This window comes from Streptomyces sp. NBC_00094 (genome assembly GCF_026343125.1).
In the GTDB taxonomy this organism is placed as follows: Bacteria; Actinomycetota; Actinomycetes; order Streptomycetales; family Streptomycetaceae; genus Streptomyces.
In genome coordinates, this window is sequence record NZ_JAPEMB010000001.1 from 4,455,213 (window position 1) to 4,472,289 (window position 17,077).

The 17,077-nt window shown below is 72.6% G+C and carries 19 protein-coding genes and 1 pseudogene; 8 read left to right on the forward strand and 12 right to left on the reverse strand.

Features of this window, described 5'->3' with window-relative positions:
* Positions 1 to 20: 20 nt before the first annotated feature.
* The gene (locus tag OG580_RS19690) at positions 21 to 611 is read left to right on the forward strand and encodes a hypothetical protein (protein ID WP_267044980.1); all 591 of its coding nucleotides are present in this window, start codon (positions 21 to 23) and stop codon (positions 609 to 611) included.
* A 39-nt stretch (positions 612 to 650) separates the two neighbouring features.
* Here OG580_RS19690 and OG580_RS19695 read toward each other — a convergent pair whose 3' ends face one another.
* On the reverse strand, positions 651 to 2,042 hold the full coding sequence (locus OG580_RS19695) for an FAD-binding oxidoreductase (protein ID WP_267044981.1): 1,392 nt from the start codon (positions 2,040 to 2,042) through the stop codon (positions 651 to 653).
* A 302-nt stretch (positions 2,043 to 2,344) separates the two neighbouring features.
* Between OG580_RS19695 and OG580_RS19700 the strand changes: the two genes are divergently transcribed.
* From OG580_RS19700 to OG580_RS19710, 3 genes are all read left to right on the forward strand, one after another.
* On the forward strand, positions 2,345 to 3,247 hold the full coding sequence (locus OG580_RS19700; RefSeq protein ID WP_267044982.1) for an aminoglycoside phosphotransferase family protein: 903 nt from the start codon (positions 2,345 to 2,347) through the stop codon (positions 3,245 to 3,247).
* A gap of 18 nt (positions 3,248 to 3,265) precedes the next feature.
* Entirely contained in the window at positions 3,266 to 3,748 is a 483-nt protein-coding gene (locus OG580_RS19705; protein WP_267044983.1) for a GNAT family N-acetyltransferase, read from the forward strand.
* 81 nt (positions 3,749 to 3,829) lie between these two features.
* Positions 3,830 to 4,159 (forward strand): hypothetical protein, encoded by a 330-nt coding sequence (locus OG580_RS19710; protein WP_056652160.1) that lies wholly within the window; start codon positions 3,830 to 3,832, stop codon positions 4,157 to 4,159.
* Positions 4,160 to 4,275: 116 nt separating this feature from the next.
* Here the strand turns inward: OG580_RS19710 and OG580_RS19715 are convergent, their stop codons facing one another.
* A complete protein-coding gene (locus tag OG580_RS19715) occupies positions 4,276 to 5,274 on the reverse strand; it encodes a zinc-binding dehydrogenase (RefSeq protein ID WP_267044984.1) in 999 nt (332 codons plus the stop codon).
* A gap of 54 nt (positions 5,275 to 5,328) precedes the next feature.
* Positions 5,329 to 6,492 carry an NAD(P)-binding protein gene (locus tag OG580_RS19720; protein ID WP_267044985.1) on the reverse strand — a complete coding sequence of 388 codons (1,164 nt, stop codon included), beginning with the start codon at positions 6,490 to 6,492 and terminating at the stop codon, positions 5,329 to 5,331.
* A gap of 116 nt (positions 6,493 to 6,608) precedes the next feature.
* Here OG580_RS19720 and OG580_RS19725 point away from each other — a divergent pair, with 116 nt between their 5' ends.
* Positions 6,609 to 7,277 (forward strand): pentapeptide repeat-containing protein, encoded by a 669-nt coding sequence (locus OG580_RS19725; protein ID WP_267044986.1) that lies wholly within the window; start codon positions 6,609 to 6,611, stop codon positions 7,275 to 7,277.
* A 98-nt stretch (positions 7,278 to 7,375) separates the two neighbouring features.
* Here OG580_RS19725 and OG580_RS19730 read toward each other — a convergent pair whose 3' ends face one another.
* The 5 genes and pseudogenes from OG580_RS19730 to OG580_RS19750 form a co-directional block, all read right to left on the reverse strand.
* On the reverse strand, positions 7,376 to 7,876 hold the full coding sequence (locus OG580_RS19730) for a hypothetical protein (RefSeq protein ID WP_267044987.1): 501 nt from the start codon (positions 7,874 to 7,876) through the stop codon (positions 7,376 to 7,378).
* Between the two features lie 13 nt (positions 7,877 to 7,889).
* Positions 7,890 to 7,997: pseudogene (locus OG580_RS19735) on the reverse strand (DNA-binding response regulator); the annotation flags it as partial.
* 80 nt (positions 7,998 to 8,077) lie between these two features.
* Entirely contained in the window at positions 8,078 to 9,301 is a 1,224-nt protein-coding gene (locus OG580_RS19740) for an FAD-dependent monooxygenase (protein ID WP_267044988.1), read from the reverse strand.
* A gap of 89 nt (positions 9,302 to 9,390) precedes the next feature.
* Positions 9,391 to 10,011 (reverse strand): response regulator transcription factor, encoded by a 621-nt coding sequence (locus OG580_RS19745; RefSeq protein ID WP_267044989.1) that lies wholly within the window; start codon positions 10,009 to 10,011, stop codon positions 9,391 to 9,393.
* Entirely contained in the window at positions 10,011 to 11,222 is a 1,212-nt protein-coding gene (locus OG580_RS19750; RefSeq protein ID WP_267044990.1) for a sensor histidine kinase, read from the reverse strand. The genes OG580_RS19745 and OG580_RS19750 overlap by 1 nt, the downstream gene beginning before the upstream one ends.
* Before the next feature lie 254 nt (positions 11,223 to 11,476).
* Here OG580_RS19750 and OG580_RS19755 point away from each other — a divergent pair, with 254 nt between their 5' ends.
* Both OG580_RS19755 and OG580_RS19760 read left to right on the forward strand, forming a co-directional pair.
* Positions 11,477 to 12,016 (forward strand): heme-binding protein, encoded by a 540-nt coding sequence (locus tag OG580_RS19755; RefSeq protein ID WP_267044991.1) that lies wholly within the window; start codon positions 11,477 to 11,479, stop codon positions 12,014 to 12,016.
* Between the two features lie 252 nt (positions 12,017 to 12,268).
* Positions 12,269 to 13,663 (forward strand): M1 family metallopeptidase, encoded by a 1,395-nt coding sequence (locus OG580_RS19760; protein ID WP_267044992.1) that lies wholly within the window; start codon positions 12,269 to 12,271, stop codon positions 13,661 to 13,663.
* 51 nt (positions 13,664 to 13,714) lie between these two features.
* Here OG580_RS19760 and OG580_RS19765 read toward each other — a convergent pair whose 3' ends face one another.
* Together OG580_RS19765 and OG580_RS19770 are read right to left on the reverse strand one after the other, a co-directional pair.
* Positions 13,715 to 14,239 (reverse strand): N-acetyltransferase, encoded by a 525-nt coding sequence (locus tag OG580_RS19765; protein ID WP_267044993.1) that lies wholly within the window; start codon positions 14,237 to 14,239, stop codon positions 13,715 to 13,717.
* Positions 14,240 to 14,339: 100 nt separating this feature from the next.
* On the reverse strand, positions 14,340 to 14,915 hold the full coding sequence (locus OG580_RS19770) for a TerD family protein (RefSeq protein ID WP_267044994.1): 576 nt from the start codon (positions 14,913 to 14,915) through the stop codon (positions 14,340 to 14,342).
* Positions 14,916 to 15,030: 115 nt separating this feature from the next.
* Between OG580_RS19770 and arfB the strand changes: the two genes are divergently transcribed.
* Complete coding sequence (gene arfB, locus OG580_RS19775; protein WP_267044995.1) at positions 15,031 to 15,471, forward strand: alternative ribosome rescue aminoacyl-tRNA hydrolase ArfB; 441 nt, start codon at positions 15,031 to 15,033, stop codon at positions 15,469 to 15,471.
* A 28-nt stretch (positions 15,472 to 15,499) separates the two neighbouring features.
* Here the strand turns inward: arfB and OG580_RS19780 are convergent, their stop codons facing one another.
* Entirely contained in the window at positions 15,500 to 16,267 is a 768-nt protein-coding gene (locus OG580_RS19780; RefSeq protein ID WP_267044996.1) for a GntR family transcriptional regulator, read from the reverse strand.
* Entirely contained in the window at positions 16,267 to 16,812 is a 546-nt protein-coding gene (locus OG580_RS19785) for a GntR family transcriptional regulator (RefSeq protein WP_267044997.1), read from the reverse strand. Before OG580_RS19785 ends, OG580_RS19780 begins: the two co-directional genes overlap by 1 nt.
* Between the last annotated feature and the right edge of the window lie 265 nt (positions 16,813 to 17,077).

Here is a 17,077-nt window from a genome sequence, read left to right on the forward strand (position 1 = left end):
GGGGCCCCTATGCTGCGGCGGTGACCATACCCTCCGAGCCCGTCGTGCCGGCCCAGCCCGCCGCGACCTCGCGTCTCGCCTTCGCCGCCGCGATCGCGCTGATCGTCGTCACCCTGGCCGCCTTCTGGACGTGGCGGTGGTGGGACGGCAAGCAGGAGGGCGAGTTCGCGGCCGACCCGAAGCCGTTCTGCAGTCTCGTCACCCCCGAGACGATCCACCGTCTCGTGCCCGAGTCGTACGGCGGACGCGAGGACGTGGCGTCCTGTACCTGGTCCGCCCCGCGCGAGAAGGGGAAGTACCGGGCCAACGTCCATCTCTTCGCCAGCCGCCTCAACGTCGAACTTGCCGAAGAGGACATGCGCGAGCAGCGCGCCGACGGTGAACTGGGCTGGGAGAAGGGCACCCAGGAGGACCTGCTCGGCCTCGGCGACGAAGCCTTTCTCCGTTTCAGCCCGCCCGTACCCGGCAAGAACATCACCGCTCAGGTCGTCTTCCGCCGCAGCAACGTGATGATCTACCTGGCCTACGCGCGCAGCGACGACGACCGGGCGGCCGCCCGTGCCGGAGCCGTCGACGCCGCCCGCGAGGCAGCCGCCCTCCTCAAGCCCTGACTTCTGTACGTGGGTTGCCTCCCCCGCCGGCCTTCCCCGTCAGTGGCGGCCCGTGACCTTGTCCGCGAGGACCGCCACCTGGTCCGTCTTCGCGCTGTGGCCCGTGAGTTCGCGGCGGTCCGCGCCTCGGAACGCCGCGTACATCGTCTGGACCGCGAGCCAGCGCAGCGGTTCGGGTTCCCACTTGCGGACCTTGTGGTTCACCCAGGGCAGTGCCGTGAGGTCCGTCGGGCCCGACTGGCCCGAGTCCTGCTGGATCAGGTCGCGCAGGGTGCGGGCCGCCAGGTTGGCGGTGGCGACGCCCGAGCCGACGTAACCGCCCGCCCAGCCCAGGCCCGTCGAGCGGTCCAGGGTGACCGTGGCGCACCAGTCGCGCGGGACGCCGAGGACGCCGGACCAGGCGTGGTCGACCCGGACGCCGGCGAGCTGGGGGAAGAAGCGGACCAGGATCTCGCGGAGGGCCTCGATGCTCTGGGGCTGCGTGCGGCCGTCGTTGTCCGTCTTCGAGCCGTAGCGGTACGGGACTCCCCGGCCGCCCAGCGCGATCCGGCCGTCCGCCGTGCGCTGCGCGTACATGTAGGCGTGCGCCATGTCCCCGAGGGTCTCGCGGCCCTCCCAGCCGATCGACTCCCACTGGGCGTCCGTGAGCGGCTCGGTGGCGATCATGGAGGAGTTCATGGGCAGCCAGGTGCGGCGCTGGCCGGCGAGGGAGGCCGTGAAGCCCTCCGTGCATCGCAGGACGTACGGGGCGCGGACCGTGCCGTACGGGGTGATCGCGTGCTTCGGCTTGATCTCCGTGACCGGGGTCGACTCGTGGATCGTCACGCCGAGGGACTCCACGACCGCTGCCAGGCCCTTGACCAGTTTCACCGGGTGCAGACGGGCGCCGTGCGGCGTCCACGACGAGCCGACCGCGCCGGTCACGCGCACGCGGGCGGCGGTCTCGCGGGCTCCGTAGAGTTCGCGGTCCGATTCGCCGAAGGTGAGTTCGGTGGCGTGGAAGTCCTTCAGGCGGGCTAGTTGGGCCGGGGTGAGGGCTACTTCCAGGACGCCTCCGCGGTGCTGGTCCGCCTCGATCTTCTCCGTCTCGCAGACGTCCAGGACCTCGTCGACCGTGGCGTTCATGGCCTGCTGCAGGCGGACCGCCGCCTCGTGGCCGTGGAGCCTGGCGTAGCGGGCGCGCCCCGCGATGCCGTTGTAGAGCCAGCCGCCGTTCCGTCCGGAGGCGCCGTAGCCGCAGAACTTCGCTTCGAGGACCGTGATGTTGAGGAAGGGGACGGCCTTCTTGAGGTAGTAGGCGGTCCACAGGCCTGTGTAGCCGCCGCCGACGATGCAGACGTCCGCCGTGGTGTCTCCGGGGAGTGGTTCGCGGGGCGCGGGGGCGCCCTCCTGTGCGTACCAGAACGAAATGCCGCCGTTGACCGTACTCATGTGTATCCCTCTTCCGGGTGCGTGGGCCGGACGTTACCGGGGGCCTCGAGCCTGTGGATACGGGTCTTTGGGCGGCCGCTCCCGGGCGGGCGCCTGCCTGGGTTCGAGGGTGCGGATTCCCGGTCGATCCCGCGTGGTCGCGGTGCGGATTTCGTTGCTGCGGGAGCGCCTCCCCTGGACCCGTCGCGTTGGTCCCATCGGGCTTGTTCGGGTGGGGTGTTCGGGGGCGTCATGGATCCGGGCGGTGTCACCGTGTACGTCGTCGACGGGACGGCGCGCCGCCGGACCCCTAGTCTCGGTGCGTGATTCACGTACCCGAGGAACTCGCGCGGTCGCAGGCGAAGTGCAACGGTGAGGCGGGGCGGGCGTTCGTCGCCGGGCTGCCGGGGCGGGCCGAGGAGTTCCTCGGCCGGTGGGGGCTGGAGGTCACCGGGCCCTCGATGTACGGCGCGGCCTCGCTGGTGCTGCCCGTGCGGCGGGTCGCCGACGGCACGCGTGCGGCGCTGAAGATGCAGCTCCTGGACGAGGAGACCGCCGGGGAGCCCGACGGTCTGCGGGTGTGGGACGGGGCGGGCGTCGTGCGGTTGCTCGACCATGACCCCGGGACCGGGACGATGCTCCTCGAGTGGCTCGACGCCGCCCGGCCGTTGTCCTCCGTCGCGGAGACCTCGGGCGTCCGGGAGGCCCTGCGGATCGTGGCGGGGCTGCTCGCCCGGCTCGTGGCGGTCCCCGCGCCCCCGGGGCTGCGGACGCTCGGTGACATCGCCGCCGGGATGCCGGCGGCGGTGCCGGAGGCGGCCGGCCGGCTCGGTACGGAGGACGCGGCCGTCCTGCGGGAGTGCGCCGCGGCCGTACGGGACGTGGCCGGCGAGCCGGGGGACCGGCTGCTGCACTGGGACCTCCACCTGGACAACGTCCTCGCGGCCGAACGCGAGCCCTGGCTGGCGATCGACCCCAAGCCCCTCGCCGGGGACCCGGGGTTCGAGCTCCTGCCGGCCCTGATGGACCGGTTCGATCCCGATCCGGGCGAGGCGCTGTGGCGGTTCGACCTGCTGGCCGAGGTCGTCGGGGACCGGCGGCGGGCGGTGGCGTGGACGCTCGGCCGCGTGCTGCAGAACGGGCTCTGGGACGTCGAGGACGGCGAACCGGAGCTGGACGCCGAACAGGTGGCGCTCGCGCGAATCCTGCTGGCCAGAAGGGCCTGAGCGAGGCAGGCTGGCCCCATGATCCGTACCGCCACGCCCGCCGATGTCCCCGTCGTCTTCGCCATGATCCGCGACCTCGCGGAGTACGAGAAGGCCCTCCACGAGGTCCGTACGACCACGGACCAGCTCCACGAGGCCCTCTTCGGCGCCCACCCCGCCGCCTTCGCGCACATCGCGGAGACGGAGACCGGCGAGGTGGCCGGCTTCGCGCTCTGGTTCCTCAACTTCTCGACCTGGCGCGGGGTCCACGGCATCTACCTGGAGGACCTGTACGTCCGTCCGGAAGCGCGCGGCGGCGGCCACGGCAAGGCCCTGCTCCGTGAACTGGCCCGTATCTGCGTGGACCGCGGCTACGAGCGCCTGGAGTGGTCCGTCCTGAACTGGAACAAGCCGTCGATCGACTTCTACGAGTCCCTGGGCGCCCGCCCGCAGGACGAGTGGACGGTCTACCGCCTCACGGACGGGGCGCTGGCGGAGCTCGGCGGGGCGGGAGTTCTCTAGGGGGTGTTCGGCGCCTCGTGGCCGGGTCCGCGGAACCGGGCCCGCGCGGGAGTGGTGTCGGAAGTGTTGTAGGAAGGGGCCATGGATATCGAGCAGCGGTTTCAGCGGATCACCGACTTCATCGAGGCGCGCCTGACGCCCCTCTTCGACCCCGCGAACGGGAAGGACCACGGGTTCGGGATGGACGACACCTCCCGTGCCCTGCGCGCCCTGCGCTACACGGTGCAGGCCGCCTCGGCGGTGAAGGGGCTCGTGGAGAAGCGGGAGTCGGCGCCGGAGCTGCGGCCCGTGGTCGACCAGGCTCTCGAGCACAACTGGGACGTGCTGCGCTCCGCCGCCCGGATGTGGGAGGACCACGCCGACTTCCAGAAGGAGTTCAAGGCGCATTCCTGGGACGTCATCGGCGTCTGAGCGGCGCGAGGTCTGCGGGATCAGGACCGCCTTGTCCCCGCGACGTCTGCGGGATCAGGACCGCCTTGTCCCCGCGACGTCTGCGGGATCAGGACCACCTTGCCCCCCCGCGACGTCTACGGGATCAGGACCACCTTGCCCGTCGTGCCCCGGATCTCCAGGGCGCGGTGGGCCTTCGCCGCGTCCGCCAGGGGGAAGCGGTGGACGGCCGGGCGCAGCGTGCGGTCGGCCGCGGCGGCGAGGGCGGCGAGTTCGAGGGTGCGGATGTCGCCGCCCGCCTTCCGGATCATGACGGGGCCGAGGACGGACTCCGAGGTGATGCCCCGGGCCGCGAGTTCCTCCGCGGTGTACGTCAGCGGCTCGCCGTCGTGGAGGCCCGCGCCCGACCAGCCGAACACGAGGTGCTGTCCGCCCTCGCCGAGCAGGTCGACGGCGGCGCGGCCGGTGTCGCCGCCGACCGAGTCGAAGACGACGGTCGCGGTGCGCCCGCCGAGGTACGCGCGGACCTTCTCCGGCCAGTCCGGTTCCTTGTAGTCGACGGCCAGGTCGGCGCCGTTGTCCTCGACGAGGGCGACCTTCGCGGGGCCGCCGGCCAGGCCGACGACGGTCGCGCCGGCGTTCTTCGCGTACTGGACGAGCAGGGTGCCGATGCCGCCCGCGGCGGCCGGGACGATCGCGACCGAGCCGGGGCCGAGTTCGGTGAACAGCAGGATGCCCAGGGTCGTGCGGCCGGTGCCGATCATGGCGACGGCCTCCGCCTCGCCGAGGTGGTCGGGCAGGGCGTGCAGACGGTCCGCGTCGGTGACGGCGAGCTCCGCGTACCCTCCGGGGACCATGCCGAGGTGGGCGACGACCCTCGTGCCGAGCCAGGACGGGTCGGTGCCCTCGCCGAGGGCGTCGACGGTGCCGGCGACCTCGCGGCCGGGGATCGTGGGGAGTGCGGCGGGGGCGGGGAAGGGGCCCGTCATCCCCTGGCGGAGCGCGGTGTCGAGGAGGTGCACGCCGGCGGCCGCGACGCGGACGCGGACCTGGCCGGGGGCCGGTACGGGGTCGGCCGTCTCCTCGTAGGTGAGGTTCTCGGCCGGGCCGAAGGCGTGGAGGCGGACGGCGTGCATGACGGTTCCCCTGTCGTCGTACGGGTGGCTTCTTCCGTGACAGAGCCTCCGCCCTCAAGCGTGCTTGAGGTCAAGCCGCTCCGCGCGGACGGCCAGTGACACCGCCTCTATCGCGCTCGTGAACGACACCTCCGACAGCACTCCGGGCGCCGCCACCTGGTCGCCCACCAGGTACACGCCGTCGCCCCGGTCGACCGCCGGCCGGTCGCGCCAGGTCGTGCCGGGCCGGTCCACCGCTCCCGTACGGCCTTGGGAGACGGACTCCCGCCGCCACACCGTCCGCTCGCGCCAGCCGGGGAAGCCGCGGTCGAGGAGCCGTTCCGCGTGGGCGACGCCGTCCGCCTTGGACTCGCCGGGGCCGATGGGCAGCTGGGCCTGGACCAGCTGCTGTCCGGCGGGGGCGAGCGAGGGGTCCTGCGCCGTGAACCGCTCGATCCAGCCGGGCGCGTCCAGGTCCGAGACGGCGAACGGGTCGCCCTTCCGGGTCCGCAGCGCCAGGTCGAGCAGGACCGTACGGCCGCTTTCCCAGGTCAGTGACGGGTCGCCGAGGAGCCGGGCGGCGGCGGGCAGGGCGGTGGCGACGACCACCGGTCCCTCGCCGAGCGGCAGTCTGTCGACGCGGGACGAGGTCTCGATCCGTACGCCCATCTCCCAGGCGCGCGCGACCATCCGCTCGATCAGCTGACCCCAGCCGCCCCGGATGTAGTGGGCCTCGGGCGGCAGCGAGCCGGCCCGGTGCAGGCGCTCCTGCACGAAGCGGGCCGAGAGCGAGCCGGGGTCGTGGTGGAAGAGGGCGACCGCGCTGTAGGCGGCGGCCTCACGGGCGGTCCGCTCGCCGGCGAGGCCGGTGACCCAGGTGCGGAAGTCGAGGTCGACGGGGGCCTGCGTGGCGCCGCGGAGGGTCTGGCGCAGCAGGCCGAGCGGCGGGGTGCGGCGCAGGGCGCCGGCGCGGTGGAAGCGGAGGCGGAGGGCCTCGGCGGGCGGCAGCGGGGCGAGCGGGCCGAGGAGGCCGCGCTGCTTGAGCCAGGTCCAGTGGGGGCCGCCGCTGTAGAGGGCGTGCGGGCCTTCGTTGGTGCCGTACGGGCCTTCGGCGGTACGGGCCCGGCCACCGGGCGTCCGGTGGGCCTCGTGCACGGTCACCTTGGCGCCGGCCTCGGCGGCGGTGATCGCCGCGGTGAGCCCCGCGAAGCCGCCGCCGATGATCGTGAGCTTGCGCATGTCCGTCTCCCTCGTGTCCCGTTCCGTTCCCGGTCTCGGAGGGGGGACGGACGGCGGGGGCGTGTTTGTGACATCGGGGCGGGGGTGTTGTCAGTGGCGTGGATCACCATGGGGGCATGGTGGCGAAGAGGAAGAACAAGGTGGCGGGGGCGCGGCGGCCGGAGGTGCGGCTGCCTCCCCTGGTGGCGTATGAGGGCGGGATCGAGCCGGACGGTGACTACGACGGGCTCGAACTGACCGGGCTCGACCTGACGGGTCAGTCGGGGGCGGGCGCGCGGTTCCTGGACTGCGCGCTGCGGGAGTGCGGGCTCGACGAGGCGCGGCTCACGGGGGCGCGGTTCCTCGACTCGGTGCTGACCGGGGTACGGGGTGTGGGCACGGACCTGGCCGGGGCGCAGCTGCGGGACGTGGAGCTCGTGGACGCGCGGCTCGGCGGGGCGCAGCTGCACGGAGCGGTGCTGGAGAGAGTCGTGGTGCGGGGCGGGAAGAGCGACTACCTGAACCTGCGGGCGGCGAAGCTGAAGGACGTCGTCTTCGAGGGGTGCGTGCTGAGCGAGCCGGACTTCGGGGGCGCGGTGCTCGACCGGGTCGAGTTCGTGGACTGCGTGCTGACCGGGGCGGACTTCTCGGGGGCGCGGCTGAAGGACGTGGACCTGCGGGGCGTGCAGCGGCTGGAGATCGCGCGGGGGGTGGAGTCGCTGGGGGGTGCGGTGATCTCGACGGCGCAGCTCCTCGACCTGGCGCCGGTGCTCGCGGCCAGGCTGGGGGTGCGGGTGGAGGAGTGAGGCGGGGCCGTCGCCAGGGGGGGGTGTCTTGCCGATCAGGCCGGGCTCGTCGGCAAGACGCCCCTAGGGCCTGTCTGACAATTGGCGTCGGATAGGCCCTAGGGAAGGCGGGGGAAGCGGGCCTGGAGGGACCAGATCGCCGGGTTGTCGCCGAGGCCCTCGTGCATGTCGGTGAGGTCGGCGATCAGGTCGTGCAGGAAGTCGCGGGACTCGCGGCGCAGTGCGGCGTGGTTGAAGGTGACCGGCGGTTCGTCGCCCGGCATCCAGTCGGCCTCGACGTCGACCCAGCCGAAGCGGCGCTCGAAGAGCATCCGGTCCGAGGACTCGGTGAAGTCGAGCTCCGCGTACTGCGGCTGCGCGGCGCGGCTGCCGCGCGGGTCCTGGTCGAGCTGCTCGACGATGTCGCACAGGGCCCAGGCGAAGTCGAGGACCGGCACCCATCCCCAGGCCGTGGACACCTCGCGGTCCGCCTCGGTGTCGGCGAGGTAGACGTCGCCGCAGAAGAGGTCGTGGCGCAGGGCGTGGACGTCCGCGCGGCGGTAGTCGGTCTGCGGCGGGTCGGGGAAGCGACGGGAGAGGGAGTAGCCGATGTCGAGCACGGGACCGATGGTGTCACGGCACCAGGCCCGCCTCGTACGCGAGGACCACGAGCTGCACCCGGTCGCGGGCGTCCAGCTTGCCGAGGAGGCGCGCGACGTGCGCCTTGGCGGTGGCCATGGTCGCGGTCCACCGCCGGGACGTGTGAGGCGCCGCGCGAGGTCCACCGCCGGGACGTGTGAGGCGGGCGCGCCGGAGAGGGCTCAGCGGCGGCCGTGGACCGCTCGGGCGACGCGGGGGCCCAGCCAGCGCTTGAGACGGCGCAGTGGTTCCAGCTGTTCGGCGGCCCGGTCGATCCGGTAGTAGAGCTGCGGCGGGATGTGCGGGAGCAGCGGCGAGTGGCGCTGGCCGAGGAGCGCGAACATCGTGGCCGGCTCCAGGCGCATGTAGCGGGGGAGGTTCTCGTACCACTGGGCGCTGTAGCGGGCCGAGCTCTGGGCCGAGACGAGTTCGGCGCGGCGGCGCTTGCCGTACGAGGTGAGGGCGGCGTCGAGGCCGGCGGGCGTGCGGAGCGCCTCGGGGGCGCGCAGGGCGTCCGCGAGGGCGAGCGCGTCCTCCAGGGCCAGGGTGGTGCCCGCGCCGATCGAGTAGTGCGTGGTGTGGGCGGCGTCGCCGAGGAGGACGAGGTTGCCGTGGTGCCAGACCCGGGTGGTGAGCGTGCGGAAGGTGAGCCACTGGGCGGCGCCGTCGGCCTGCGCGCGTCCGATCAGCTCGTGGCCGTCGAGGAGGTCGTGGAAGAGCTTCTCCAGGAGGCGGAGGCTGTCGGTCTCACTGCTCGTGTCGAGGCCGAGGCCGGTCCAGGTCTCCGGGGAGCACTCGACGACACAGGTGGAGCGCTCGCCGCTGAACCCGTAGGCGTAGCACCAGATCCAGCCGTGCTCGGTCTCCTTGAAGGCGAAGCTGAAGGAGTCGAAGACCTTGGTGGTGCCGAGCCAGATGTACTGGTTGCGGCCGGCGGTGACCTCGCTGCCGAAGCGGTCCGCGTGGGCCTCGCGCAGCACGCTGTTGACGCCGTCGGCGGCCACGACCAGGTCCGCGTCGGCGAGTTCGGGCGCGTCCCGGCCGGTCACGTCGTGCTCGAACGCGACCCGTACGCCGAGCTCCTCGGCCCGGTCGGCGAGGAGCGCGAGCATCCGCCGCCGCCCGATGCCGAAGCCGGCGTCGCCGCGATGGACGGTCCGCTCGTCGCGGACGATCGCGACGCCGTCGGTCCAGGTGACGGAGGCCTCGGCGACGGCCGTGGCGGACTCGGGGTCGCCGGCGCGCAGCTTGTCGAGGAGCCCGGCCCAGTAGGTGACGCCCCAGCCGTACGTGGAGCCCTCGGGGTTCCGCTCGTACACGGTGATGTCATGGGACGGGTCCTGCCGCTTCAGCAGGATCGAGAGGTAGAGGCCGGCGGGGCCGCCGCCGACGATCGCGAGCTTCACGTGCGCTCCCACTGGGACTGATATGACACCGTGCGGTCGGACGGTAGCGCACAGTAGCAGTGCCGGTGGGGTCGCGGCGGGAAGCGGCGCTACGTCAGCAGGCGGCGTTCCTTCGCGACCGCCACGGCGCCCGCGCGCGTGTCGACGCCGAGCTTCGCGTAGATCCGGCCCAGGTGCGTCTTCACCGTCGCCTCGCTGATGAACAGGGCGCGTGCGATCTCCCGGTTGCCGAGGCCGCGTCCGAGCTGGCCGAGGATGTCCCGCTCGCGGTCGGTGAGGCTCGGCCCGGCCGCGCCCCGCATCCGGTCCATGACCCGGCTCGCGACCGGCGGGGAGAGGGCGGTGCGGCCCTGCGCGGCGGAGTGGATCGCGGCGAACAGCTCCTCGGGCCGCTCGGCCTTCAGCAGGTAGCCGGTCGCGCCCGCCTCGATGGCCCGGGTGATGTCGGCGTCCGTGTCGTACGTGGTGAGGACGAGGACGTGGACACCGGTGGGCGCGATCCGGCGGGTCGCCTCCACGCCGTCGATGCCCGGGCCGAGCTGGAGGTCCATGAGGACGACGTCGGGCTTCAGCTTGGCGGCCATGGCGACGGCCTCCTCGCCGTTGCCGGCCTCGCCGACGACCTCGATGTCGGGGGTGCTGCCGAGCAGGGCGAGCAGCCCGGCGCGGACGACGACGTGGTCGTCGCAGAGGAGGATCCGTACGGACATCACGACTCCAGGGGCAGGGGGGTCACAGGGATCAGGGGGATCGCGGCGGAGAGCACCGTGCCCTCGCCCGGGGCGGACTCGACCGTCAGGGTGCCACCGAGCTGCTGGGCCCGCACCCGCATCGCGGGAAGCCCGTGGCCCCGGTCGCCGCGTTCGCCCGGGTCGCGCGCGAGCGCCGGGTCGAAGCCGTGGCCGTCGTCGGCGATGTCCAGGACGACCTGGTCGTCGAGGTAGGTGAGGGTCAGGGCGGCGGAGTCGGCGCCCGCGTGCTCGCGGATGTTGGCGAGGGCGCCCTGCGCGATCCGCAGGAGCGCCGACTGCGTCCGGTCGGGCAGCGGCACCGCGGTCCCGTCCACCCGGAACTCCGCCGCCTCGCGGGCCGCCAGGCCGCGCAGCGCCTCTTCGAGGCCGCCGCCCTCGGCGAGGTCGGCGGGGGCGAGGTCGTGGACGAAGCGGCGGGCCTCGGCGAGGTTGCGCTCGGCGATGGACTCGGCGGTACGGACGTGGCGCCGGGCGGTCGTCGAGTCGCTGTCCCAGGTGCGGTCCGCCGCCTGCAGCAGCATCTGCTGGCTGGACAGGCCCTGCGCGAGGGTGTCGTGGATCTCCATGGAGAGCCGCTGGCGCTCGGCGAGCGTGCCCTCGCGGCGCTCGATGGCGGCCAGTTCACGGCGGGTGCGGATCAGGTCGTCGATGAGCGCCCGCTGCCGCGCGGCCTGCCGGTCGGAGTACACGAACACCCCGGTGGCGATGGCGGCGACGGCCGGCGGCGCGACGATCAGGTTGGGGTCCCAGCCGCCGTGCGCGAGCTGCACCTGCGCGAAGACCACGAAAGCGGTGAGCAGGACGACCAGGCCGAGCGCGGCGCGCGGCGGGAGCGTGCGCAGGCCCGTGTAGAAGAGCGGCACCGCGCACCAGGCGAAGCTGGGCGCGAGGACGACGAGGACGATCCAGACGGCGACGACCGTGCCCAGCCAGGCGATCCGGCGCGGGGCGGCGCGGGTGCCGAGGACGGGGCCGAGGAGGTAGAGGGAGGCGAGTGCGCCGGAGAGGGCGACGATCCAGGGGCTGCGGTCCTCCCAGGGGTGACGCAGCAGGAAGCGTGCGAGGGAGGCGCCGAGGAGGAGGAAGAAGGCGATGTGCATGACCCGTGCGAGCCAGGGGGCGTCCGGGTCCGGTTCGGTGGGCGGCTGTGTCACCTGCCTGCCTTCCATTCTCTGTCGCTCCCTTGTGACCTGGGGATATCCGTCCATCCTGGCCCGGAGTGACCAGGCCGGCATCAGCCGATCGGCTGACCCGCCCGTCCTCCAGTGTGCGTGAGGAGGGCAGCCGGAACGTGGACCGGACGGCTCGGGTTCCGGCCCCAGGATTGGTTGCAGAGCGAACGAAGGAACGCATCACCCGCCCCACAGACGCACTCCTCCGGCGCACTCACCGGTACACCCCACCTCACGTCACGGAGTCCCTCATGAAGAAGATCCTCTTCGGCGCCACCGCCGCCGCTGTCGTCGCCGCCGGCACCTTCGGCGCGGTCTCCGCGAACGCCTCCGCCCCGGCCGCGGCCCCCGCCGCCGTCGTCCGTGCCGACGCCGGCAACGACAACCTCCAGCAGTCGACGCACCTGACGATCGAGGCCGCCACGAAGGCCGCGCAGGCGACCCTGGACGCCGCCGAGAAGGAGAACCAGCGTGTCTCCGTCGCGGTCGTCGACCGCAACGGCAACACCATCGTCACCCTGCGCGGCGACGGCGCCGGCCCGCAGTCCTACGAGTCCGCCGAGCGCAAGGCGTACACCGCCGTCTCCTGGAACGCCCCGACCTCCGTCCTCGCCGGCCGCCTCGCCCAGGCCCCGACCCTGAAGGACATCCCCGGCACCCTGTTCCTGGCCGGCGGCGCCCCCGTCACCGCCAAGGGCGCCCCGATCGCGGGCATCGGCGTCGCCGGTGCGCCCTCCGGCGACCTCGACGAGAAGTTCGCCCAGGCGGGCGTGGCCGCGCTCGGCAACTGAGCGCTCGGCGACTGAGCGCTCGGCGACCGAGCCCCCGGTGACCGAGCCTTCGTTCAACCGAGCCTTCGTTCACCGAGCCCCCGGTGACCGAGCCCTCGTTCGACCGAGCCCTCGTTCGACCGAGCCCTCGTTCACCGAGCCCCCGCTCGGCGGCAGTAGCCCCCCAGCCGGCGGTGGCGCCCGGACCCCCGCCGGGCGCCACCGCCGTTCCCGTACCGCGCCCGGTCCGGGAGGGTTCCTTAGGATCGGTACGTGACCCAGCGCAACCGGACCGGAGCCGCCGCGGCCCTTCTCGCCCTCGCGCTCCTCGCGGGCGGCTGTACGGAGGCCGCAAGCGGCGTCCGGGGCGCCCCCGGGGCCGCCGGGCTGCGCGACCCGTACTTCCCGAAGCTCGGCAACGGCGGCTACGACGTGGGGCACTACGCCCTGACCCTCTCCTACGACCCGGTCACCGGGCGCCTCGACGGCACCGCCGAGATCACCGCCCGCGCCACCCAGGACCTCAGCGCCTTCAACCTCGACCTGGCCGGTCTCCGCGTGACCAGGGCGACGGTCGACGGAGCCCCCGCCGCGTACAACAGGGCCGGGAACGAGCTGACGCTCCGCCCGCACGAGGAGATCCCCGACGGCGCGGAGTTCGGCGCCACCGTCACCTATACGGGCGTGCCGGAGCCGATCACGGACGCGGACGGCTCCGTGGAGGGCTGGCTGCGCACCGGAGGCGGTGCCGTCGCGGTCGGTGAGCCGGAAGGCTCCATGACCTGGTTCCCCGGCAACCACCATCCCTCCGACAAGGCCGCGTACGACATCACCCTCACCGTCCCGGCCGGGCTCGACGCGCTCTCCAACGGCGTCAGGACCGAGCGGCGCACGGAGCGGGACGGCCGTGTCACCACCGTGTGGCACGCGGCCGAACCGATGGCGAGCTATCTGGCGACGGTCGCGATCGGCCGGTACGAGACGACGACCGCGACGGCCACCGGATCCCTGCCCGTCCTGACCGCCGCCGAGCCCTCCGTCGCGGCGCGCAGCGCGGCGCTGCGGGGGGAGATCCCCGGGATCCTCGCCCGGCAGGCCGAGCGCTTCGGCCCGTACCCCTTCTCGGCCGCCGGGGCGATCGTCACCAAGGACGGGACCCTCGGCTACGCCCTGGAGACACAGACCCGGCCCGTCTTCCCCGCGGCCTCCTTCGACCGTCCGACCCTCGTCCACGAGCTGGCCCACCAGTGGTTCGGGAACTCGGTCACCCCCGCCACCTGGCAGGACCTGTGGCTGAACGAGGGCTTCGCGACGTACGCCGAGTGGCTCTACACGGAGGAGTACGAGAACGTCCCGGCGCGGACGCACTTCGAGCGGGCCTTCGCCCAGCAGGCCAACTGGGCCTTCCCGCCGGCCGATCCGCCCTCCGCCGCGAACCTCTTCGACCCGCCCGTCTACCAGCGCGGCGCGATGGTCCTGCACAAGCTGCGCGAGACGGTCGGCGAGGCGGCCTTCGACGAGATCCTGCGCGGCTGGCCCGCGAAGTACCGGCACGCCAACGCCTCCACGGACGACTTCACGGCCTACGCGGAGAGCGTGGCGGGGAAGGACCTCGACGGGCTGTGGGACGTCTGGCTGTACGGCGAGGGGAAGCCGAGGACTCCCTGATCCGGATCGGTCCGATCGGCCCGGTCCGCTCGGATCCCGGCCGCCCGCCGATCAGCCGAGGCTCTTGCGCAGGACGACGCAGGGGCGGCCGTGCGCGCGGTCCGGGCGGCGGGCGGTCTCCCGGTAGCCGAGGGAGGTCCAGAAGGCGAGCGCCTTCGGGTTGTTCTCCAGGACGGCGAGCCGCAGTCCGGTGCGCCCCGCCGCGCGGAAGCGGTCCTCGACGTATGCGGCGAGCCGGCGCCCGTGACCGGCGCGCCGCTCACCCGCGTGGACCATGAGCAGGCCGAGCCACGGGTCGGGGTCGGCCGGGTCGGGGTGACGGCCGAGGGTCACGGCGACGGCGACGAGGCGGCCCTCGGAGCGGGCGAGGAGGACCTCGGCGGTGGGCTGGGCGAGCTCGTCGGCGAGGGCGGCCGCGACCTGCTCGGGGCGGATGTCGGAGGGGTCCGGGAAGTCGCCGCTGAGTTGCTGGAACTCCTCGTTCGACGCGTACAGCGCGGTGATTTCGGTGAGCAGCGGGCCGGGGAGGGCCGCACCGTCCTCCAGGGCCTTGGGCGCGAGGGCTTCGACGATCACGCGGAAAGGGTAGAGCCCCGGCCGGGAATCCCGGCCGGGGCTCTAGGGGGTGTCGTGCCGATCAGGCCGGACACCCCCTACCCGTGTCCTGGCTCGTGCGTCAGAGGTTGACGCCGAAGTCGCGGGCGATGCCCTCAAGGCCCGAGGCGTAGCCCTGGCCCACGGCGCGGAACTTCCACTCGGCGCCGTTGCGGTAGAGCTCGCCGAAGACCATGGCCGTCTCGACGGCGGCGTCCTCGGAGAGGTCGTAGCGGGCGAGCTCGGCGCCGCCGGCCTGGTTGACGATGCGGATGTACGCGTTCCGCACCTGGCCGAAGTTCTGCGAGCGGGCGACCGCGTCGTAGATGGAGACCGGGAAGACGATCTTGTCGACGTTCGCCGGGAGGCCCGCGAGGTTGACGTTGATCTGCTCGTCGTCGCCGCCGCCCTCGCCGGTGCGGTTGTCGCCGGTGTGGACGATGGTCTGGTCCGGCGTCGACTTGTTGTTGAAGAAGACGAAGTGGGCGTCGGAGGCGACCTTGCCGGCGGCGTCCACACCGATCGCCGAGGCGTCGAGGTCGAAGTCGGTGCCGGTGGTGGTGCGGACGTCCCAGCCGAGGCCCACGGTGACGGCGGTGAGGCCCGGGGCCTCCTTGGTCAGAGAGACGTTGCCGCCCTTGGACAGGCTCACAGCCATGGAAAGTCCCTTTCATCGTGGTGTCGTCGCCTGGAGAAACGCGCGCGGGCCCTCAGCGGTTCCCGACGGGTTCCCGGCGAAAACAGGATGACTCCAACAGCCCACACCGGGGAACATGGAGGGCATGTCCGGTCCCTATCCCATTCGCGGCTCCGTCTCGCTTCCCGAGGCCGAGCTCCAGTGGCGTTTCTCGCGTTCGTCGGGCCCGGGCGGGCAGCACGTCAACACCAGTGACTCGCAGGTGGAGCTCCGCTTCGACCTCGCGGCCACGGAGTCGCTGCCCGAGGTGTGGAAGGCCCGCGCCCTGGAGCGCCTCGCCTCCCGCCTGGTCAACGGCGTCGTGACGGTCCGGGCCTCGGAGCACCGCTCCCAGTGGCGTAACCGCGAGACGGCGTCGGTGCGCCTCGCGGCCCTGCTCGCGGAGGCGACGGCCCCGCCGCCGAAGCCCCGCAGGGCGACGAAGATCCCGCGCGGCATCAACGAGCGCCGGCTGCGCGAGAAGAAGCAGCGCTCGGAGACCAAGCGCACCCGGCAGTCCCGCGGCGACTGGGGCTGAGCGCCCCGCCGGCACCAGATGGCGGGCGCTACGTTACGGGCAGCCTGTAGCGCATCCGGTAGCGGTGCGCCGCCTTCGTCATCAGTGTGACCTCGATCGGACGCTGGGCGTCGGAGTAGACCACCCGGAAGGCGACCAGAACAGGCATGTCCTTCGGAAGCTCCAGCGCCACGACCTCTTCCTCCGTCGGGATCTCGGACGACAGTTCGTCCACGAACTCGCGAGGAGGGAAACCCATCGAGTCGAGCAGCGCCGGCGTACCGCCTCGAATCCGCTTCCTCTCCAGCATGGCCGTGCCCTCGACCAGGTTCAGCGGGTAGTACGACTTCGTGAGTTCCGTGGGCTCCTCGTCCAGGAACAGGATCTGCCTGCGGAGCACGGCCCGCTCGCCATCTTCCAGCCCAAGGGCTTCGGCCACCTCCTTCGGTGGGATGACGACCTCGACGTCGAGCAGCTGAGACCTGCCGACCTGCTGCCGCTTCGCGGCCTCGGAGACCCACGGGTAGGGCTCGCCCGACACGGCTGGCCTCATGTAGGCAAGCGGCTCGACGGACTGCTGCGCGTGCTGCCGCACGTATACGCCCTTGCCTGGGAGTCCTTCGAGGAGTCCCTCGGACTTCAGCGACTGGAGGGCCTTCTGAATGGTCGTGTTGGCCACGCCGCCGTACTGCTCCATCAGCTCGGCCGTCGAGCCCAGCTTGCTCCCCGGAGGGAGTTCTCCGCGGGTGATCCGTCGGCGGAGTTCCGCCGCGATCTTCTGGTGCGGTGATCTCGGATCCTTGAACGCCTTCGCCATCACACGCCCTGCTTCCCGAGCCGATACGTGAGGTGTCTGCCCGCTGGCATGGTCATCAGAGAGGCCTCCATCGGTGTGCCGTCGGCGGTCCGCGTCAGGCGGAGCAGGTGGAGGACAGCGCTGCCCTCAGGTAGGCCCAAGTGCTCGCGCTCCTCGGTGGTGGCGAGGTCGGCACTCACGTCCTCCACGACCTCGGCGCCCGTGTATCCCAGCTCCTTGAGCAGGGTGACGGCGCCGCCAGGCACCTTGCGCGGTTCGGCCAAGGGTGTGCCACCGGCAATGGGGACGGGGTAGTAGGAGTCGGCCAGCTCCACGGGTCGGCCATCGAGCAGGATCAGCCGACGCCTGACGATCACACGCTCGGCGACGGGCAGCCGCAGGGCTGTGCGGACAGCATCGGGGGGGTTCACCTCGCCTGCCTGGAGAAGTCGTTGGCCGCCACGGCGCCCACGGCGAGCGGCCTCATCGGACCATGCGTCGCTCCGGCCGGGCTCGCGCGGGGCCAGGTATGGCGCAGTCTCGCTGATCCACGCGTCGCCCGACATCTTCTACCTCCAACTCACTGTTGTCAGCGACCCTACTTCCTTGCTCCTGCCGGACTCGGTAACCTTAAGGCCTTGCCGCTTATAGTCGTTTGCGCTTAAGGTGGGTTGCATGGAAACGACGGACGCTGACGAACCGCAGTGTGGTGCTCCCGTGCCGCCGGCGGGTTTGAGCCCCGCTCTCCGCGCTCGGGCCGAGGCTGGATGGCAGAAGTTTCTCGATCGGTGGATCGATGCCTGCGGGGAGTCCGAGGGGTGAACGCGCCGG